Genomic DNA, 18,848 nt, shown 5'->3' with positions numbered 1-18,848 from the left:
ATCAAAGACTCATTCACGAGTATCAAAGACTCATTCACGAGTATCAAAGACTCATTCACGAGTATCAAAGACTCATTCACGAGTATCAAAGACTCATTCACGAGTATCAAAGACTCGTCGGCGAGTATCAAAGACTCGTCAGCGAGTATCAAAGACTTATCCCCTATTCCCCATACCCAATTCAAAAAGCCTGAATCCACTCTTTGACAGAATATTCAGTCCAGATGCCATTTTTCCAGTAAGGGTCATTTTCAATCAACTGGCGCACGGTGGTTTCGTCTTCGGCTTCGTAAATTCCAAAAACTTTCGTAACATCTTTGGTGGGGCCAATAGTAATCAGCACACCGGATTCTTTCTGTTTTGCTAATCCGTCTAAATGAGCTTGACGGTGGGGGACGCGTTTTTCCAGAACGTCTTCGCAGTAACTTCCCCAGACTACATATTTGGGCATGATTCCTTGTTACTCCTACTGGTTAATAAGATATTGTGCCAAAAGCTTGAGTCGATCTCCTTCTAAGAGGATGTTTGAAAAGTCATGATTGATGTGTCAAATATTTTTACCTCACCCTAACCCTCCCCTTGCAAATGGGCTACGGTGTATACACAAGTTTGAAATAGTTTACTCACCTGGTTTTTCGCGTCAGTTTTACCCCACCCTAACCCTCCCCTTGTCAAGGGGAGGAAACTGTATTTCTGGTTTCCCCCCAATAAACGGGGGGATTAAGGGGGGTAATTTGACTTGTGTATACACGGTAGCCTTTACAAGGGGGGATTAAGGGGGTAAGAATTTAATTAAAATCTAACTTCTCAGGTTGACGCCGAATTTTTCCACCAAGGCTTCACGGACTTTATTGTGTACTGGTTCAACTTCAGCCTCAGTGAGAGTGCGATCGCTAGCCCGATAAACTAAACGGAATGCTAAACTCCGCTGTCCTTGGGGGACATTTTCGCCCCGATATTCATCAAATAATTCCACTGATTCCAGCAAATCTTTACCCGCTTTGGTAATTACTTTTTGAATTTCGGCAACTGAGATTTTCACGGGTGCAAAAAAGGCGATGTCGCGATCGCTAGCTGGATAGGTAGAATAGGGCTGGAATGTTGGAACCAGGATTTCATCTTGTCCTAGAGAATCTAAAAGCACATCTAGATCCAACTGGAAAACATAAACGGAATTTGGTAAACCTTTTTCTCGTCGCAATTGGGGATGGAGTTGCCCAAAAATACCCAGGCTGTTACCCTGAATCCACAAAGAAGCGGTACGTCCTGGATGTAAGCGATCGTCGCGGCGATCGGGTTGATATTCTACCTGCAAGCCAAGTTGCCGAAATACACTTTCTAAAATGCCTTTGGCTTCAAACCAGGTGATGGGTTCTTCGCGTCCACTTTTTGACCATTTGCCAAGGGAAATATCCCCTCCCACAATCCCAGCCAGGGCTTCTGTTTCTTGCAAACCGTCTTCTTCTCGCCAGAAAATTTGCCCGATTTCAAAGCCGTTAAGGGCACCATTACCCTGCTCTAAATTGTATTGAAAGGCGTCAATCAACCCAGATATCAAATCGTTTCGCAGCGCTGAATATTCGACAAATAACGGGTTTGACAATACTATCTGTCTATCTTCTCCTGGTTTGACTAAAGAATAGTGGATTAATTCTGTCAACCCTTCAGCCCGGAGGAAAGCTCTTAACTTGCGAATCAGTTCCTCATCTAAAGGCAGGTAACCAGCTTCCGCTTTTTCTGGTAAAGTATCGCAGAATTTGTTATAGCCATAGAGACGGGCAATTTCTTCAATTAAATCAATTTCTCGCTCTAAGTCGCGGTAACGATAGGGTGGCACAGAAACTGACCATGTGGGTTCATGGGTGGTATCTTCTCCTGGAACATTATCTGAAGGAGTCAACTGACATCCTAATGCAGTCAGGATGCGCTCAACATCTTGTTCCTGGAGTTCACCTGTATCCTCTCCCAACTCGATTGGCCCCAATATCTGATTAACTCTGTCTAAACGCAGTGCGATCGAACGACGCCAGGTAGACGGATGGGGGCGGGTATCGGCAATTTCCTGCTGGACAAGAATTCCACTAGCTAATTCGCTAATTAAAGACAAGGCGCGGCGATTAGCTACTTCCAACTCAGCCCGGTTAACTCCCCGTTCATATCTGCCAGAAGCCTCACTTCTTAAGCCTACACTCCGGGAAGAACGGCGAATTGCCACGGAATCAAATAAAGCTGCTTCTAAAACTAAACTTTGAGTCCCTTGATGGACTTCTGTTTCTTCTCCACCCATGACTCCCGCCAGTGCAACGGCTTTGTCGTTGGCGGTAATTAACAAATTTTGGGATGCTAGGGTGCGAGTTTGTCCATCTAGGGTTTTGAGGGATTCTCCATGATTGGCGAAGCGGACGCCAATGGTTAAATTTTCGCTACTTGCAACAGATTGTAAGCGATCGCGGTCAAAGGCGTGCAATGGTTGTCCCCATTCCAACAAAACGTAATTAGTAATATCCACGACATTACTTATAGGACGGACTCCAGCAGCCCGCAAACGCTGTTGCAGCCATTCAGGAGATGGAGCAATTTTAACTTGTTCAATTACCGTACCAATGTATGCAGGACAAGCTTGGGTATCAGCAATTTTTAAAGCTAAATTTCCGGCATTTTTGGGAATAGAGACTTCACCCGGTTCAGGAATGCTCAACTTTCCACCAGTTAAAGCTGCTACTTCGCGTGCTACGCCTACCATACTCAGAGCATCAGCACGATTAGCAGTTGCGGTAAGGTCTAAAATTACATCATCTAAACCCAACAACGGACGCACATCACTACCTAATGGTAAATTTTCCTGGGTAAAAATATGAATTCCGTCTGCATCGGTGGGCAAACCGAGTTCCTTTAAAGAACAAATCATCCCCTGAGATGCGACACCACGCAGTTTCGCAGGTTTAATTTTTAAATCGATGTTGGGTAAGTAAGTACCCGTAGTTGCCACTGGCACATAAATATCCGCCTTCACATTGGCAGCACCACAGACAATATTTAAAGTCTCATCTGCACCGATATCCACTTGGCAAACACTCAATTTATCGGCATTGGGGTGGGGTTGACGCTCAAGCACTTTCCCTATAACCACACCATTTGCCCAAGTGCGGCGGTCTTCAATCTCTTCTACCTCAAACCCCGCCATTGTCAAGGTTTCGGCTAATTCTTCTGGACTAAGTTTTATCTCTACTAGTTCGCGCAGCCAATTTAGAGAAATACGCATGGAGTGTGATTATTTTAGGAATCGTCTTTTGTTCTCATTTTAGGGTGCCTACTAGCGATCGATGGCTACTCGTCCTGCAAGGCTTACCCTTTCACTTGAACAATCCTACTACGTTAGACTGGCAGAACAACGTCTCTTCTTAATCTTTTCTTGGTGTCTTGGCTTCTATCAAAGTAGGAGATATGTTTGAGCTAACTATATATACTAGCCCACTTATTCGCCACCAGTTTCTAAATTTTGGAAATAAAAAAGTTAACAGCATCAGCGATCGCAGAACTTGAATTTTTAAAACTCGATAAAACCTCATAAGTAATATTTTGTCACTCCACAAACTACAAAAATCAGGCTTCACTCTTTTTTGTAGTGTAATTGCATTCTATTGTAGTACTCAATAGAGGTAAATTTGCCCTGTTTGAGCCGAAAAATTACTGCTAAAACTGCCTCTAAAGCATTCACCAGAAGGATTATTGAACAATTTATCTGAAATTTGACTCAACAATATCAAAACAATGGCCAATCCAATCTAAATTTTGTTCATTTTAAATATAAATCTGATTTTGTATAGTTTTACTAAGTGTGGTACTTGCTGTATTTATTCGTATTTTTTTTTGAAGATGAAAGTCAAAAAATGCTTTCATTCATGTCGTTGATCTTCCTATTGATGGAGGAATTTAAGTTTGAGTAATAAGTAATAGGAGTTTAATTCTAATGGCAACTTCTGACAATAGCAATCAAACAACTGCCGGGTCACAAGGTAGTAGCAACACTTCAACTGGTAATGGCAATTTTTCTTTCAGTGATGGCAAATGGCAGTCCACCGATGGCAGCAGTTTAGATGGTGGCGGTAGCTTTGGTAGCGCTGCTAGTGATAGTAATATCTTCGCTTCCTTCATTGGTGGTAGCACATCTGGTGGTGGTAGCAACCCCTTTACTGGTGGTAGCACATCTGGTGCTAGTACCTCTAGTGCTAACAATACGGCCGCTAGCGGCAACCTCCCTGGTAACTTACCATTTGGCAGCACTCCCCCCTCCAAGGAAAGTGGTAGCAACCTACCTGAAACAGGTAACGGTCTACCTGTACCTTATAACAGCGACAACTGGGTATTTGATATTCAAAACTTAGATGGTGCAAATGCTACTGGTAACAGTGGTCAAGGTAACGGTAACTGGTTATATGGTAGTAACAATACAACCGACGGTAATGGTAACTGGAATTTTGGTAGTAGCAACACAACCAACGGTAACGGTAACTGGAACTACGGTGATGGTGGCAAAAGTAAAGGTAATGGCAACTGGAGCTTTGGTAACGATAACACAACCTCCGGTAATGGTAACTGGAACTTAAGTAATAACAACGACATCTTTGGTAATGCCAATACACAGACTAGTAGTAACAATGATATCCTTGGTAACGGCAACACTGGTAGTGTAAGTAACAGCAATCTCCTTGGAAATCGGATTGAAGCCAGTGGTGATGGCAAAACACTTGTTGGTAATGAAGGCTGGAATTTTTCTGTTAGTGGCAAACTGATATCGCTAGGTAGTACTACGCCCAGTGAAGCTATCGGCACTGATGTCAGCAGTTTACTCAGCAGTCCTGACCTTATAACATCCGCGATGTCAAATCCAGGTTACAACAACGCGAATTATAATTTCTCTGCCATATCCTAAAACTTTCTAGCAGACAAAAGCCAGTTTTTGCATCGGCAAGCCTGTCTATTGTGGCAATGGGCCTTTTGCCAACTTGAGTTGATTACATTTTGAATACAATACTTCTCGGTTAAGCTAAGGTACATTCCTGTTCCAATGATATTCACGGACAGTATAGCGGTTACCGTATGGGTAAGGTACAGAAAAAATAATTAACCGCAGATAAACACAGATACTCGCACACCTAACCCATGTACCTCATTAAAATGAGAATCCCTATATTCCCTTTTCACTCTACAAGAGATTTGAGCGCATGTAATAATTGCTGTTTAGTAAAAGGCTTAGTTAAATAAACATCTGCACCTTGTCGCATTCCCCAAATCCGGTCAATTGGCTGATTTTTAGAACTACAAATAATAATTGGTACTTTTTGAGTCACTGGATTTTTTTTGAGTTGACGGCAAAATTCAAAACCGCTAATTTCTGGCATTACCACATCAGTAATAATCGCATCCAAACGATGAGTTATTGCCTTACTCATCCCATCTTTGGCATCATAAGCTTTAATTACCGTGTGTCCATTCTCTCTTAAAAAACTATTGATTAACTCCAACTGAGAAGGAGCATCTTCAACAACTAAAACTGTAGCCATATTGATTGATTCTCACTAGCTCAAATTCGTTAGATTTTGTGGTTAATTTAAGTCAAATGCATGAAGACTGTTTTCAGCAATTCGGCGCGTGAAAACGGTTTAGTGAGATATCCAGATGCACCTACCAGTTTTGCTTTTACTTTGTCTACAATTCCTTTATTCCCAGTGACAAAAATGATCGGAGTATTTTGAAAAGTTAAATTGTTTCGTATAATCCGGCACAACTCATAACCATCGATTCCTACCATGTTTAAATCCAGCAAAATTAAGTCCGGTTTGTGCCTTATAATTGACAAAACGGCTTTTAATGGATCGTTGATAGTCACTACAGAAAAACTTTCATTTTCTAAGAAATGGCTAATTTCTTTGAGAATTGTGGGGCTATCATCTACAGAAACGATTTTGTGGACTGTTTGTGCCGTTACAGTAGCAGCCGTTACTCTTTGGTAAGTAGGATTTATGTTATTTGATATTGTCGGTTCCTGAAAGTTTTCTTTTGGAGGAGTAGAAATCTGTGGTAGGTGAACAGGAGCTACATTCTCTTCAGAAATATCTGGGTAAGACTTGACGGTAGTGTTTAGTTTTTCTTTGGTATCAACTAATGTAATTAATTTTGAGAAAAGCGTAGGCGTAGCCCGTTGTAGACATCGCTCTTCAAATATCTTTGGTAATTTATCAAATGGTGGATCAGGTTCATGCAAGATAATCTCGCCCTTAACGATGTAAGGGTATAAATTGCGAGCCAGTTGGATTTCATCTTGATTCAAAATTACCGCCAGATGACACAGGCTGAAACCCTTCATCCAATTAGTTAAATCTGGCTGGAGTTTTGGCAAATCTTTTTCCTCAATTTTGCTGTTAATCAACAGATATGGACGTTGATATGGAGAGGAAATTTTCGGAACAAAAGCTTGCCAATTCTGTAATCTTACTTGGCAACGTTCTAGAATTTTTTCTACATCTAACCTACAAATTTTTGGCATTCTATTAAGTGGTTCTGTTAATTCATAAATACCTTCTTTGATTAGCAAAAATGATTCAATCACCTCTTTAACCAATTCTTGAATCAGCACTGCTGCTTGTGTAGAATGTAGATGTTGTTGACTAATAAGCCAGGATATAGCCTGATACTCAGGAGGGTGATTTCTCGAATTGCTATCATATTCGATTAACTGACTATGTGAGTCAGGTTCAAACATCAAACGTAATTGAACACGAACCTCAGTAGTCAGTAGTGGAATTTGGTGACTGAGGCGACGCAAATGACGTTCAAGTCGATCAAACGGTTCCACTGAATGGGTAGCGTAGGTTATTTTGCCTTGTTCTAGGTAAATCGACCAACTAACTGAATTACTCAATGCTTGTAAACAAGTAGTATCGGAGCAATTAGATAACTGTCTTAACAAACTTAGAGGACGTAGTTTAGTGAATGCACCGGAATTATTCATATTTTTCAGTTTTTTTGCGGAATCAACAACCAAACATTTGTAAATGGAAAATATCAGCTATGAAGTATTTTCTTCTTTGTAATTTTTCTCTAGGCAAAAATTATTTCTCTTAAAATATGTATATATAATAAAAATTATAATTTTTATAACTTTTTTGTTGCCTTTGGCACCTTTTACTTAATTTATCTCAAAAAACCAGTAGGTGAGTATGAATAAAGGTAAACACATATCATAGCTAGACTATCAGTAAATGCTAGTAACTTCTAGATTTTACTCACTAGCGACAACTCTTGGCTGAAGACCTGAATAACGACGTTTATTTATACCCACTTCCTGAAAGAGGCAAATTTGAATCCAAATTCACGCAGTTACACTGGTATACTTCTAGAGTTAATGATCTTGATTGTGGTTAATCACTTTCCTATAAAGGAAGAATTCTCCTATATAGAATCTTTAAAAATATATCTGGGAAAGTTTAGGTATTTATTGTACTGTATGTTTAAGGGATATAAATTTTTGGTAGATACATTACAACAGGTAATTCTGGGTTTTGATAAACTATTTTTTGCTAAACTAAGCTGTACTTAAGTTCTTCTTAAATATATAGTGAACTTCATGAAAATAATTTGTTTAATAAAGATTAGAGCATCTACCACTAAATATTATATTCTGTAGTCGTCTCGGCAACTGAAATTATATACTCTGAGAAAAGGGAAATAAAGCATTGGACTTTAACATAACACAAAAAGTTATGCATGATACATTAAGACTTGATGAAGTAGTAGAATTTGCTGAGAATCCAGAACCACGTTGTCCTTGTGTGCTCTTGCTAGACACATCTGGCTCGATGCAAGGAGATCCGATTGAGGCTTTAAATCAGGGTTTACTAAGTTTAAAGGATGAATTAGTCAAAAATTCTTTAGCCGCAAGACGGGTGGAAGTGGCGATCGTAACTTTTGATAGTAATATCAATGTAGTACAAGACTTTGTGACTGCCGATCAATTCAATCCGCCGATTTTGACAGCCCAAGGCTTGACTACGATGGGTGCAGGAATTCATAAAGCTTTAGACATAATTCAAGAGCGTAAATCTCAGTATCGCGCCAATGGGATTGCTTACTATCGTCCTTGGGTATTCATGATTACCGATGGAGAACCCCAAGGGGAGTTAGAGCAAGTAGTAGAGCAAGCAGCCCAGCGTCTACAGCGAGATGAAGAAAATAAGCGCGTAGCATTTTTTACAGTAGGTGTAGAAAATGCGAATATGACGCGTTTAAATCAAATAGCTGTGCGTACCCCGCTGAAACTCAAAGGATTAAATTTTATCGAGATGTTTGTCTGGCTATCAACTAGTATGTCATCTGTTTCTCATTCGCAGGTGGACGAACAGGTAGCATTACCGCCGATTGGTTGGGGGACTGTTTAATTAAAGATTGCAGCTTGATGTTTACACAGCTAGCTGTTGGAAAAAAATCTATGAATATATCAAAACAGATTGCTCAATGGCGAATTGTGGCTGCGTCTGTATGTGGTACAAGTCACTTAAAAAACAATCAGTTATGTCAGGATGCTCATCACTGGCAGATATTGTCAGATAATGTTTTAGTGGCGGCCGCAGCAGATGGCGCAGGTTCTGCTAGCCTTGGGAAAGTGGGAGCGATGGTTGCTGTGGAAACAGCAATCGAAAACATTTCCACTAAAGGACTCACCCGGAAAATTCTGACTGATGATGCCTATGTGCGATCGCTCTTAAATGATGCCATACTATCCGCCAAAAAAGCCGTGGAGGATGAGGCGGCTACTTGTGACAAACAGCCTCAAGATTTAGCAACTACCTTAATCATGATGGTTGCCACACCAGAAGTTGTAGCTGTGGCACAGATAGGTGATGGTTTGGCAGTGGCAAAAGATCGGATGGGCAACCTCCTGGCACTTACCATGCCTGACAGTGGCGAATACATTAACGAAACCACTTTTTTAACTTCGCCTACTGCCTTAGATGCAGCGCAGATGAGAGTCTGGCGCACAGACATAGTAAATGTTGGCATCATCACCGACGGACTACAAATGCTGGCTTTGAATATGGTTGTTGGCGAACCTCACAAACCCTTCTTTTTTCCGTTGTTTGAATTTGTAGCCAATACTGAGGATAAGACAGTAGCTAAGGAGCAGTTGATAAAATTTTTACGCTCAGAGCGGATTACTCAACGCACTGATGATGATTTGACACTCATTATAGCTGCGTTCAACGACTCATGAGCAATAAATCTACAGGTTTGACATCTTACAATAACTCCCGTTAGCGGTAATTTCATTATGCAGGTACTACGTTGTTCCCCTAGAAAAGAAATCCTCAGCCTCAATGTCAGTTTGGGGCGTGGCGGTGAAGCTTGTGTTTATGCAGTGCCATCCGATAACAACTTGGTGGCGAAGATTTACCACAAGCCAACGACTGCCCATGCTGCAAAACTCCAGGCGATGCTTGCCAACCCGCCAGAGAACCCTACGGCTAGTTTGGGGCATATCTCTATCGCTTGGCCAGAGGATTTATTACGGGCAGCAGATGGCAAAAATAGCATCTTGGGATTTTTGATGCCACGCATTCAAGGGATGCGTCCAATCATCGACTTTTACAACCCCAGAACCCGTCGCCAACACTGCCCCCTATTCAACTATCAGTACCTGCTCCGCACGGCTCGCAACTTGGCGGCGGCTTTTGCAGCTTTGCACGCTAGTGGATATTGCATTGGCGATGTGAATGAGTCAAATATCCTCGTCAGTGACACAGCACTGGTGACTTTGATAGACACAGACTCTTTCCAAGTACTCGACCCAAACAACAATGTTGTTTATCGCTGCCCAGTAGGTAAACCAGAGTTTACCCCACCAGAATTACAGAATAAAACTTTTGCCCAGCATGATCGCGAAATTTCTCACGACTTGTTTGGGCTATCGGTGCTGGTATTTCAACTTTTAATGGAAGGCACCCACCCATTTTCTGGGATTTTTCAAGGCGCTATTGAGCCACCATCCTACGAAGCCCGAATTGCATCAGGTCATTTTACTTACAGCCAAAAGCGGTACGTACCCTACCTTCCTACACCCATTGCACCCCCTTGGGAAATTCTCCATCCCAGCTTACAGGAACTATTTGTCCGTTGTTTTGAAGAGGGTCACAACAACCCACAGCTGCGCCCCAGTGCCCAGACTTGGCTCTCAGTAATAGCTGAAGCCGAAGATTCCCTGATTACCTGCACTACAAATCCCCAGCATCGCTACAACAACCATATGCGTAGCTGTCCGTGGTGTGAACGGACTGTGCGATTAGGCGGACGCGACCCCTTCCCATCACATCGGGCTATAGAAGCAAGAGAACATTTACAACCGCGAATCAAACCGAAAAAGCGCTACACTCAGACACCGTATTTGCCACAACGAGCGGCGTCACTGCATTTAGCTAATTCTTGGCAGCCAGTAATTACCCCAAGCGGTTCATTTTATAAACGTTCCAAGAAGTCAAAATTGTACCCGATTATTTTTTGTTTGATGGGTTTTGGTTTATTGGGATATGCGGACGTAATGATTAAATTTACTCAGCCGTTGGTTTCCCAAAATGCTTACACCCAACAAACATTGAATTCTCGCCAGACAAATAACAAACTTAGCTTCGCTGATTACTATCAGCAGGGTGACGCTGCTTACAAAGACCGAGACTATGAAAAAGCAATTGTCAACTTTAGCGAAGCAATTAAACAACAACCTACACATCCCAGAACGATTGTAAATCGTGGCAATGCCCGCTATAACCTGAAAGACTACGAAGGAGCAGTTGTAGATTATAGCCAAGCTCTCAAAATCAATCCCAATCAAATCAAAGCTCTTGTGAATCGGGGTAATGCCCGCTTTATGCTTTCCGAATATAGCAACGATCCTGATCAAGAATATAATCTAGCGATCGCCGACTATAATCGAGCCATCGGCTTGGATAATAATGAAGTTGAAGCTTATATCAGACGGGGGATTGTCCGCACCCAAATGGCTAAATACAGCGGTGAATCTCAACAAGCTTACAAAAGAGCGATCGCAGATTTTACTCAAGCGATAAAACTTAATGTATCCAAAGCAGAAGCTTACTTTCAGCGAGGTTTTGTCTATTATCAAATTGCCCAGTATAGCAGCAATTATGAGCAAGAATATAATCTAGCGATCGCTGACTTTAACCAAGCACTAACTATTAGCCCCAGATTAGCCAAAGCATACCTCAAACGAGGTATGGTTCGTTATGAACTGGCACAATATGGCGGTAGTGAATCTAACAAAAACCAGACGAAAGCTATCCAAGATGTACAGATAGCTGCCAAAATCTTTCTTGAGCAAGATGATATGGAAAATTATCAGCAAGCACTCAATAATGTATGCGTAGTTGTAGAAAACCAATGTGACCCTTTATTCCAAGGCTCAAGTAATCTCCAAAAAACTAACTAAAAACAAGTAAGTTTTTTACTGGCATATTATTGATTTTGATTGAATAAATCATATCATGTCCGGTAAGTTACTTGTGATTTCTGCGTGACCTCTCAACAGGGGAGCATCCCAAATGTGTAAAAACATAATTTATCATTGCGTAGGGTACAGAACGCACTCAAGCAAAGCAATCGCTTTATACAGATGAAGTGAATTGCAACATTTGGGCTACTGTACAGCTTCTGGGTTCGCGAAGCGTCTGGTAGAGTTGGAGTATGCTTCATTCACAATTGACTTGTAATGATTTTGGTAAGTTTGCTTGCATTGGGATGCTCCCCCTCTCAAGAGCAGCCCCTCCCCTACTAGGGGAACTCGTAGCCCCCACGAAGTGGGGATTAGAGGCAGGGAGCTTGTAGCTTTAGCTATAGGCTTTTTAAGGTTCTTTTATTATAGATAATTCAACGGACATGATATCAGGTCTGACTAGGGTTAGCGTAAGTTAACCCTAGTTATTTATTGGGTAACATTATTTATTTAATTCAGTAACTTATTTTCATCTTTATAGGTATTCATAGAGCTTTTATATAGAAAAGATTTTATTTCATATCACCTTCATAATTTTGCCAAAAATTATAGTTAGATTATTGACGGAGAAAAAGAAATCAAAAACAAATTTTTCTCTATCTAAGTGCATCCTCTTCATGTCGAGAAAGTCAAACAATTTTGGATTTTAGATTTGCGTTAGTGAGTCTTGTCTGCAATACGCTACTCGCGAACGAGCCTCTTTGGGATTAGTCATCAAATCTCACGAGCGGATGAGTAGATTTGTTTTGCCCACTTTCAGAGCGGGGCATGTATCAAAAAACTCTTTTAATCAAAAATCCAAAATCTAAAATTGGCACGGAACGGTCAAATAATAATACCCCTACAAATCTCCGAGGTAATTGCATGAAAGCGGTGATTTTGGCTGGAGGGCTTGGTACACGCCTCAGTGAAGAAACTAGTATCAGACCCAAGCCGATGGTTGAAATTGGTGGTAAGCCAATTCTCTGGCACATAATGAAGACATACTCCGCCCACGGCATTAATGACTTCATCATTTGTTGCGGTTACAAAGGTTACATAATTAAGGAGTATTTTGCTAACTACTTCTTACACATGTCAGATGTTACCTTTGACATGCGATTTAATCAAATGAACGTGCATTCTGGTTATGCTGAACCCTGGCGTGTTACCTTAGTAAATACGGGTGATAATACCATGACAGGCGGACGCTTAAAGCGAATTAGTGAACATCTTGGTAATGAGACTTTTTGCTTTACTTATGGTGATGGTGTAAGTAATATTAATATTACCGAGCTAGTTAAGTTTCATAAAGAACAAAAGACCTTAGGAACACTCACAGCCGTTCAACCAGCAGGACGTTTTGGTGCCATTTCTTTAGGATATGAGCAAACTAAAATTACTAGCTTTCGGGAAAAACCTGAAGGTGATGGAGCTTGGATTAATGGCGGTTTTTTTGTGCTAGAACCAGAAGTAATTAACTTAATCACTGGTGACTCTACGGTATGGGAGCAAGAGCCATTAGAAAAGCTAGCTGATATGGAACAGCTATCAGCTTTCAAACATGATGGTTTTTGGCAACCGATGGATACTTTACGTGATAAAAACTACCTAGAGGGGCTATGGAAGAACAGTCAAGCTCCTTGGAAGATATGGTAAAGGAGAGTTATGAGTCATTCAATTTTGGATTTTAGATTTTAGATTTTAAATTTTTTTGAATCCGAAATCCAAAAATCAAAATCTAAAATTGGCAGAGTTATGAGTTTTAACTTCTAACTTCTGACTCCTCACTTTTTTGTAATTTAAAGTGCGATAATACTAATGTATGATTTTGCGATTATAGGTGGGGGAATAGTTGGACTCTCGACAGCGTTGGCTTTAGGAAAACGCTATTCTAATGCACGTATTTTAGTACTAGAAAAAGAGAGCCAATGGGCATTTCACCAAACAGGCAATAATAGCGGGGTGATTCATTCTGGTATTTACTATCAGCCAGGGAGTTTCAAAGCTAAATTTTGTCGTGACGGTTCTCGCTCAATGGTAGAATTCTGTCAAGAGTATGGAATTGAGCATGAAGTTTGTGGTAAGGTAATTGTTGCAACTGAAGAACAAGAGCTACCACGCCTAGAAAATCTCTACAAACGCGGCTTAGAAAATGGCATAGAAGTCCAGAAAATCAGCCCCGAAGAAGTCAAGGAAATTGAACCTCATGTAAGATGTGTAGGTGGACTTCGGGTATTCTCAACTGGTATTGTTAATTATAAGCAAGTTTGTTTGAAATACGTCCAGCTAATTCAACAGCAGGGTGGGGATTTACACCTCAATAGAAAAGTTCTGAAAATCTCCCCAAGTGGTAAAAATCAGGTACTGGAAACAAACAACGGTAGCTTTGAAACACGCTTTGTAATTAATTGTACTGGATTGCATAGCGATCGCACTGCCAAATTAGGTCAAGTTGAACCCCAAGCAAAAATCATCCCATTCCGGGGAGAATACTACGAACTCACACCAGAAAAACGCTATCTAGTCAAGACACTAATTTACCCAGTTCCCAATCCAGATTTTCCCTTCCTGGGTGTTCACTTTACGCGGATGATTGATGGTAGCGTCCATGCAGGGCCAAACGCGGTTCTATCGCTCAAACGCGAAGGTTACAAAAAAACCGACTTTGACCTGCGGGATTTTGTTGAGGTCATCACCTATCCTGGTTTCTGGAAGTTAGCAGCCAAACACGCTGATGAAGGCATCCAAGAAATCATTCGTTCCTTTAGCAAAGCAGCTTTCACCAGAAGTTTGCAAAAACTAATTCCCGAAGTCCAAGCAGAAGACTTAGTTCCCACCCACGCAGGAGTCCGCGCTCAAGCCTTAATGAACGATGGCAAGCTTGTAGAGGACTTTTTGATTGTTTCCGGTCAAAACTCTATCCATGTTTGCAATGCTCCTTCTCCTGCGGCCACATCTTCTCTAGAAATCGGTAAAGCCCTTGTCACCCAAATTCCCCAACTCTCGCATCTAGACAGTGTAGTAACTGCATAGATAGCATAGTTGGTTGCACTTTCAGGATTACCTCTGTCAAAGTAACTTATAAAATCCTTGCTTTTATCTCTGTGTTCTCTAAGGTTACATAGTTAAATAAATTACTTTTTAACCACAGAGGCGCAGAGAACACAGAGGAAAGAAGAATTATTTTTTGGAAAATTTACCCACTTTGACAGGGCTACTCTAAGCATACGTATAGAGCCGCTACACATAGAGTGCTACTGCCCAATCAGTAATTTTAGATTTTAGTAGTTGGAATCGTCATCTTCAATGACTGTTAGCCAAGTCATATAGCGGTTCCCTTTTGGATGCAACATGCTGGCGCACATTTATCTGTGCGCCCTTACTAGACGAAGAATTTAACTCATCAATACAAAGGCATTAACCACAATGAAAATATTAGTAACTGGAACAGAAGGCTATCTAGGTTCGTTATTACCACCTCTGTTAATTGAACGGGGACATGAAGTTATCGGTCTAGATACAGGTTTCTATAAAGTTGGTTGGCTGTACAACGCTAATGGGGTGACACCCAAAACCCTCAACAAAGATATCCGCAACATTACCCCTGAGGATTTGGAAGGTATCGAAGCAATAGTTCACATGGCGGAACTCTCCAACGACCCAGCCGGACAATTAGCACCCAATATTACCTACGAAATTAATCATGTAGGTTCAGTTCGTCTAGCTAGCCTGGCCAAGGCTATGGGTGTGCGTCGCTTTGTATATATGTCTTCGTGCAGTGTCTACGGTGTTGCTACCGCAGGTGATGTCACCGAAAAATCTCCAATTAATCCCCAAACAGCCTACGCAGAATGCAAAACTCTGGTAGAACGAGATGTCAGACCACTCGCTGATGATGACTTTTCTCCCACCTTTATGCGGAATGCCACTGCCTTTGGTGCTTCTCCCAGAATGCGCTTTGATATTGTTTTAAACAACTTAGCAGGGTTGGCATGGACTAGCAAAGAAATAAAAATGATTAGTGATGGTACACCTTGGCGTCCATTAGTCCACGCATTGGATATTTGCAAAGCAATAGTTTGCACCTTAGAAGCACCACGGGACATTGTACATAACCAAATCTTCAACGTGGGAGATACAGCGAACAACTATCGCGTTAAAGAAATTGCTGAAATTATTGCTGATATTTTCCCAGATTGTAAATTGTCCTTTGGTGACAACGGTGCAGATAACCGCAGCTATCGGGTATCCTTCGAGAAAATCAACACAATCCTCCCCGGATTTAAGTGTGATTGGAATGCCCAACTTGGTGCCCAGCAGCTATTTGATTTGTTCAGTCAAATACATATGGCTGAAGATACTTTCTTATTTAGAGGATTTACCCGCTTAAAACAGCTAGAATATCTGATTCGTACTGAGCAAATTGACAAAGATTTCTTCTGGAATAAAAAGTAGCTAGAGTAGCCTGGTAGCAGCGAACAAATAATCTAAGCCTCCGAATCAACAATATTTGATTCGGACTTATTTACCCTATCGAATTATTTGCAATTAGTGAGTTGAAGTTTATGGCGATCGCAAAATGTCGATTCAGTGGTCAACCTCTACACAAAACTTTTATTGATCTAGGAATGTCACCCTTAGCCAATGCTTATCTGACAGCAGAACAGCTAAATAATGCAGAAAAATTTTATCCTCTGCACGCTTATGTCTCTGAAGACACTCTTTTAGTTCAATTAGAACAGTTTGAAACTCCAGATCAGATTTTCAGTGACTATGCTTACTTTTCTTCTTACTCAACCAGTTGGCTAAAACATGCCAAAGCTTACACTGAGATGATGGTAGAAAAGTTTGGTTTTAATCATCATAATCAAGTTATTGAAATTGCCAGCAACGACGGCTACTTACTGCAATATTTTTTAGAAAAGGGAATCCCAGTTTTAGGAATAGAACCAGCCGCAAATATAGCCAAGGTTGCTGAAGCCAGAGGCATTCCTAGTATCAACAAATTTTTTGGGGTTGAAACTGCTAAAGAACTTGTGATCCAAGGAAAACTCGCTGACCTTTTGATAGGAAACAATGTTTTAGCTCATGTACCGGATCTAAATGATTTCATAGCTGGAATGAAACTCATCCTCAAACCCAATGGCATCTTGACGATGGAGTTTCCTCATATTTTGCGACTCATTCAACAAAATCAGTTTGATACTATTTATCACGAACATTTTTCTTATTTCTCACTCCTCACTGTCGAAAAAATTTTTGCAGCCCACAAATTGCAAATTTTTGATGTAGAGGAATTACCAACTCATGGCGGTTCTTTAAGAATTTATGCCAAACATAACCACGCTGATAATCACAACATCAGCGACCGAATAAGCCATCTCAAAGAGAAAGAAATCGCCGCCAGACTGCATCGCATAGAAACTTACATCACATTTGCTGAAAAAGTCAAAGAAACAAAGCACAAGCTATTAAATTTTCTCTTGACGGCTAAAGCAGAAGGTAAATCAATCGTGGGTTATGGCGCACCAGCTAAAGGTAACACCTTGCTTAATTATTGTGGGATTGCTAAAGATTTTATCGATTATACAGTAGATTGCAGTCCCTACAAACAAGGCTTATTTTTACCTGGGACTCATATTCCTATCTTTGAACCAGACAAAATCCGCGAAACTAAACCAGATTATGTCCTAATTTTACCTTGGAACCTCAAGGAGGAAATTATGGAACAAATGGCATTTATTGGCGAGTGGGGTGGACAGTTTGTTGTACCGATTCCTGAAGTAAAAATTTATCCTTGTCCTATTCCGGATCGGCTTTTAATAGCATCGTAATTACTAATTATAAGCAACAAAGTTGCCTATTGTTACTGTTTTTGTATTGTCACTATGATAATTGGCAATATGGTTCAGTTAAAGCTTAATTCTCCCAACCCTCCTTCTGAAGTAGAGAATTAAAGACGGTACCCAAAAGGGGCAAAATCCTCATCCCACAAGATTGGATAATTTATTTTTCAGAAATCCCTAAAGAGTAATTAAAGGGTGTATCTACTATAAAACTTTCCTGCTAAACCACAAAAATTAGACTGGAAGGCAGCTGATTAATTACTAATACCAATTCTTTGTGAAACTGCACAAAATCAAGCTTGGTGAGACAAGGTGCTTAAGCCCTTTGTTAGCAACATCACAGATAATCGGTATCAGCTACTGCTAGTACCTTCTTAACTACAGATTTGAGCTTAATATGAATAAACTGCTTACCATCGGTATTCCTACATTCAATCGTGCCCAGCTTTTAGATAAACAACTTACTTGGTTAGCTAAAGCTCTTAAAGGGTTTGAGTCAGACTGCGAAATATTTATTTCTGATAACTGTTCTACAGATAATACCCAAGAAATAATTAAAAAGTGGCAGATAATTCTTAGTAATGTTAGATTTACATCAAACAAAAACAGTGAAAATATAGGTGTAATGGGTAATATTGCTTGTTGCTTAAAAGCTGCAACTAGCAAATATGTTTGGACAATTGGTGATGATGATCCAATTCAAGAGAAAACCCTAAATTATGTGTTAAAAACACTAAAAAAATCTTCAGATTTAGCATTAATGTTTTTAAACTTCTCCGGTCGCCAAAAAGCAACGGGTCAACTTGTTGTAGAACGCTGGTTGAATAGTGAGAATGATGAGCCAAGAGTTGATGGGAAAGCAGTATTTCAAGGTTATCTGAACGAAAACTTTGGTGGTGTACTTTTTATATCAGCAGCAATTTATCGAACAGATTTAGTGCAACGCGCTGTACAAAAATGGCCATCTGCTACTAGTAATTGGGCATCTCAAGCATATTGGACTGGGTTTTGCGCTGCTCATGGAAGTGTGATTGTCACTAAAGACATTTATTTAGAATGTACTATGGGCGCTAGTCTTTTGGATCTTGATCCAACATGGAACTTCAGAATGCGATATGCTTACATACCTGAAGTTTATATAAAACTACTAAAGGTAGGATATCCTCATAAATTTTGTCAGGAAATGATTTGGCAGAATTTCCAACAAAAAACTGACTGGAAAATCTTATTAGGTGCTTTAAAACGTTGGCCTTTCTTGACAATAAAGATATTTATTCCTTACCTCCGTTTGCTAAGTATATCAGCTTGGGCAATTCTTTTTCCACCCAAGCCGCTAGAAACTAGTACAGCACGGCTTAAATCTACCTAGCATTTCAATTAACAACACTTGGGGCTTAACAAGGGGATTTTGCTCCAAAGGTAGGTAAACTTCCACCACAGTCTACTAGCCTGTAATTTAT

At 40.5% G+C, this 18,848-nt stretch carries 13 protein-coding genes and 1 pseudogene; 10 read left to right on the top strand and 4 right to left on the bottom strand.

All coding sequences use genetic code 11. The features are described 5' to 3' along the window. Positions 1 to 194 (top strand): annotated as a pseudogene (locus V7K46_RS12930) (hypothetical protein); the annotation flags it as partial. Here V7K46_RS12930 and V7K46_RS12925 read toward each other — a convergent pair. Both V7K46_RS12925 and pheT read right to left on the bottom strand, forming a co-directional pair. Continuing rightward, a complete protein-coding gene (locus V7K46_RS12925; protein ID WP_273765426.1) occupies positions 182 to 451 on the bottom strand; it encodes a YciI family protein in 270 nt (89 codons plus the stop codon). The pseudogene V7K46_RS12930 and the gene V7K46_RS12925 sit on opposite strands and share 13 nt — an antisense overlap. Positions 452 to 799: 348 nt before the next feature. Next, a complete protein-coding gene (gene pheT, locus V7K46_RS12920; RefSeq protein WP_335113641.1) occupies positions 800 to 3,262 on the bottom strand; it encodes a phenylalanine--tRNA ligase subunit beta in 2,463 nt (820 codons plus the stop codon). A gap of 708 nt (positions 3,263 to 3,970) precedes the next feature. Between pheT and V7K46_RS12915 the strand changes: the two genes are divergently transcribed. Then, positions 3,971 to 4,933: a hypothetical protein gene (locus tag V7K46_RS12915; protein WP_335113639.1), complete on the top strand. Its 963-nt coding sequence runs from the start codon at positions 3,971 to 3,973 to the stop codon at positions 4,931 to 4,933. 268 nt (positions 4,934 to 5,201) lie between these two features. On the opposite strand, the gene V7K46_RS12910 is transcribed toward V7K46_RS12915, so the two are convergent. After that, positions 5,202 to 5,564, bottom strand: a complete 363-nt coding sequence (locus V7K46_RS12910; RefSeq protein ID WP_335113637.1) for a response regulator transcription factor — start codon at positions 5,562 to 5,564, stop codon at positions 5,202 to 5,204. 47 nt (positions 5,565 to 5,611) lie between these two features. Next, positions 5,612 to 7,012 (bottom strand): response regulator, encoded by a 1,401-nt coding sequence (locus V7K46_RS12905; RefSeq protein ID WP_335113635.1) that lies wholly within the window; start codon positions 7,010 to 7,012, stop codon positions 5,612 to 5,614. A 751-nt stretch (positions 7,013 to 7,763) separates the two neighbouring features. On the opposite strand from V7K46_RS12905, the gene V7K46_RS12900 reads away from it, so the two are divergent. The 8 genes from V7K46_RS12900 (at position 7,764) to V7K46_RS12865 (ending at position 18,757) form a co-directional block, all read left to right on the top strand. Next, positions 7,764 to 8,438: a vWA domain-containing protein gene (locus tag V7K46_RS12900; protein ID WP_335113633.1), complete on the top strand. Its 675-nt coding sequence runs from the start codon at positions 7,764 to 7,766 to the stop codon at positions 8,436 to 8,438. A 50-nt stretch (positions 8,439 to 8,488) separates the two neighbouring features. Beyond that, positions 8,489 to 9,271, top strand: a complete 783-nt coding sequence (locus V7K46_RS12895) for a PP2C family serine/threonine-protein phosphatase (RefSeq protein ID WP_335113631.1) — start codon at positions 8,489 to 8,491, stop codon at positions 9,269 to 9,271. A 57-nt stretch (positions 9,272 to 9,328) separates the two neighbouring features. Then, positions 9,329 to 11,497: a tetratricopeptide repeat protein gene (locus tag V7K46_RS12890; RefSeq protein ID WP_335113629.1), complete on the top strand. Its 2,169-nt coding sequence runs from the start codon at positions 9,329 to 9,331 to the stop codon at positions 11,495 to 11,497. 927 nt (positions 11,498 to 12,424) lie between these two features. Further along, the gene (gene rfbF, locus V7K46_RS12885; protein WP_335113627.1) at positions 12,425 to 13,198 is read left to right on the top strand and encodes a glucose-1-phosphate cytidylyltransferase; all 774 of its coding nucleotides are present in this window, start codon (positions 12,425 to 12,427) and stop codon (positions 13,196 to 13,198) included. Between the two features lie 162 nt (positions 13,199 to 13,360). After that, positions 13,361 to 14,575: an L-2-hydroxyglutarate oxidase gene (gene lhgO, locus V7K46_RS12880; RefSeq protein WP_335113625.1), complete on the top strand. Its 1,215-nt coding sequence runs from the start codon at positions 13,361 to 13,363 to the stop codon at positions 14,573 to 14,575. Between the two features lie 393 nt (positions 14,576 to 14,968). Continuing rightward, the gene (locus V7K46_RS12875; RefSeq protein ID WP_334965937.1) at positions 14,969 to 15,997 is read left to right on the top strand and encodes an NAD-dependent epimerase/dehydratase family protein; all 1,029 of its coding nucleotides are present in this window, start codon (positions 14,969 to 14,971) and stop codon (positions 15,995 to 15,997) included. A 110-nt stretch (positions 15,998 to 16,107) separates the two neighbouring features. Beyond that, positions 16,108 to 17,376, top strand: a complete 1,269-nt coding sequence (locus V7K46_RS12870) for a class I SAM-dependent methyltransferase (protein WP_335113623.1) — start codon at positions 16,108 to 16,110, stop codon at positions 17,374 to 17,376. 409 nt (positions 17,377 to 17,785) lie between these two features. Next, positions 17,786 to 18,757 (top strand): glycosyltransferase family 2 protein, encoded by a 972-nt coding sequence (locus tag V7K46_RS12865; RefSeq protein ID WP_335113621.1) that lies wholly within the window; start codon positions 17,786 to 17,788, stop codon positions 18,755 to 18,757. The last annotated feature ends 91 nt before the right edge of the window (positions 18,758 to 18,848 follow it).

Origin of the sequence: Nostoc sp. (genome assembly GCF_036917395.1) — a bacterium.
Classification (GTDB): Bacteria; Cyanobacteriota; Cyanobacteriia; order Cyanobacteriales; family Nostocaceae; genus Nostoc.
The sequence above is the reverse complement of the archived record's forward strand: the minus strand, read 5'-3'. Positions and strand labels throughout refer to the sequence as shown.

Coding starts and splice junctions, on each gene's coding strand:
- V7K46_RS12925 (WP_273765426.1), bottom strand. CDS start 451: ATGCCCAAATATGTAGTCTGGGGAAGTTACTGCGAAGACGTTCTGGAA.
- pheT (WP_335113641.1), bottom strand. CDS start 3,262: ATGCGTATTTCTCTAAATTGGCTGCGCGAACTAGTAGAGATAAAACTT.
- V7K46_RS12915 (WP_335113639.1), top strand. CDS start 3,971: ATGGCAACTTCTGACAATAGCAATCAAACAACTGCCGGGTCACAAGGT.
- V7K46_RS12910 (WP_335113637.1), bottom strand. CDS start 5,564: ATGGCTACAGTTTTAGTTGTTGAAGATGCTCCTTCTCAGTTGGAGTTA.
- V7K46_RS12905 (WP_335113635.1), bottom strand. CDS start 7,012: ATGAATAATTCCGGTGCATTCACTAAACTACGTCCTCTAAGTTTGTTA.
- V7K46_RS12900 (WP_335113633.1), top strand. CDS start 7,764: ATGCATGATACATTAAGACTTGATGAAGTAGTAGAATTTGCTGAGAAT.
- V7K46_RS12895 (WP_335113631.1), top strand. CDS start 8,489: ATGAATATATCAAAACAGATTGCTCAATGGCGAATTGTGGCTGCGTCT.
- V7K46_RS12890 (WP_335113629.1), top strand. CDS start 9,329: ATGCAGGTACTACGTTGTTCCCCTAGAAAAGAAATCCTCAGCCTCAAT.
- rfbF (WP_335113627.1), top strand. CDS start 12,425: ATGAAAGCGGTGATTTTGGCTGGAGGGCTTGGTACACGCCTCAGTGAA.
- lhgO (WP_335113625.1), top strand. CDS start 13,361: ATGTATGATTTTGCGATTATAGGTGGGGGAATAGTTGGACTCTCGACA.
- V7K46_RS12875 (WP_334965937.1), top strand. CDS start 14,969: ATGAAAATATTAGTAACTGGAACAGAAGGCTATCTAGGTTCGTTATTA.
- V7K46_RS12870 (WP_335113623.1), top strand. CDS start 16,108: ATGGCGATCGCAAAATGTCGATTCAGTGGTCAACCTCTACACAAAACT.
- V7K46_RS12865 (WP_335113621.1), top strand. CDS start 17,786: ATGAATAAACTGCTTACCATCGGTATTCCTACATTCAATCGTGCCCAG.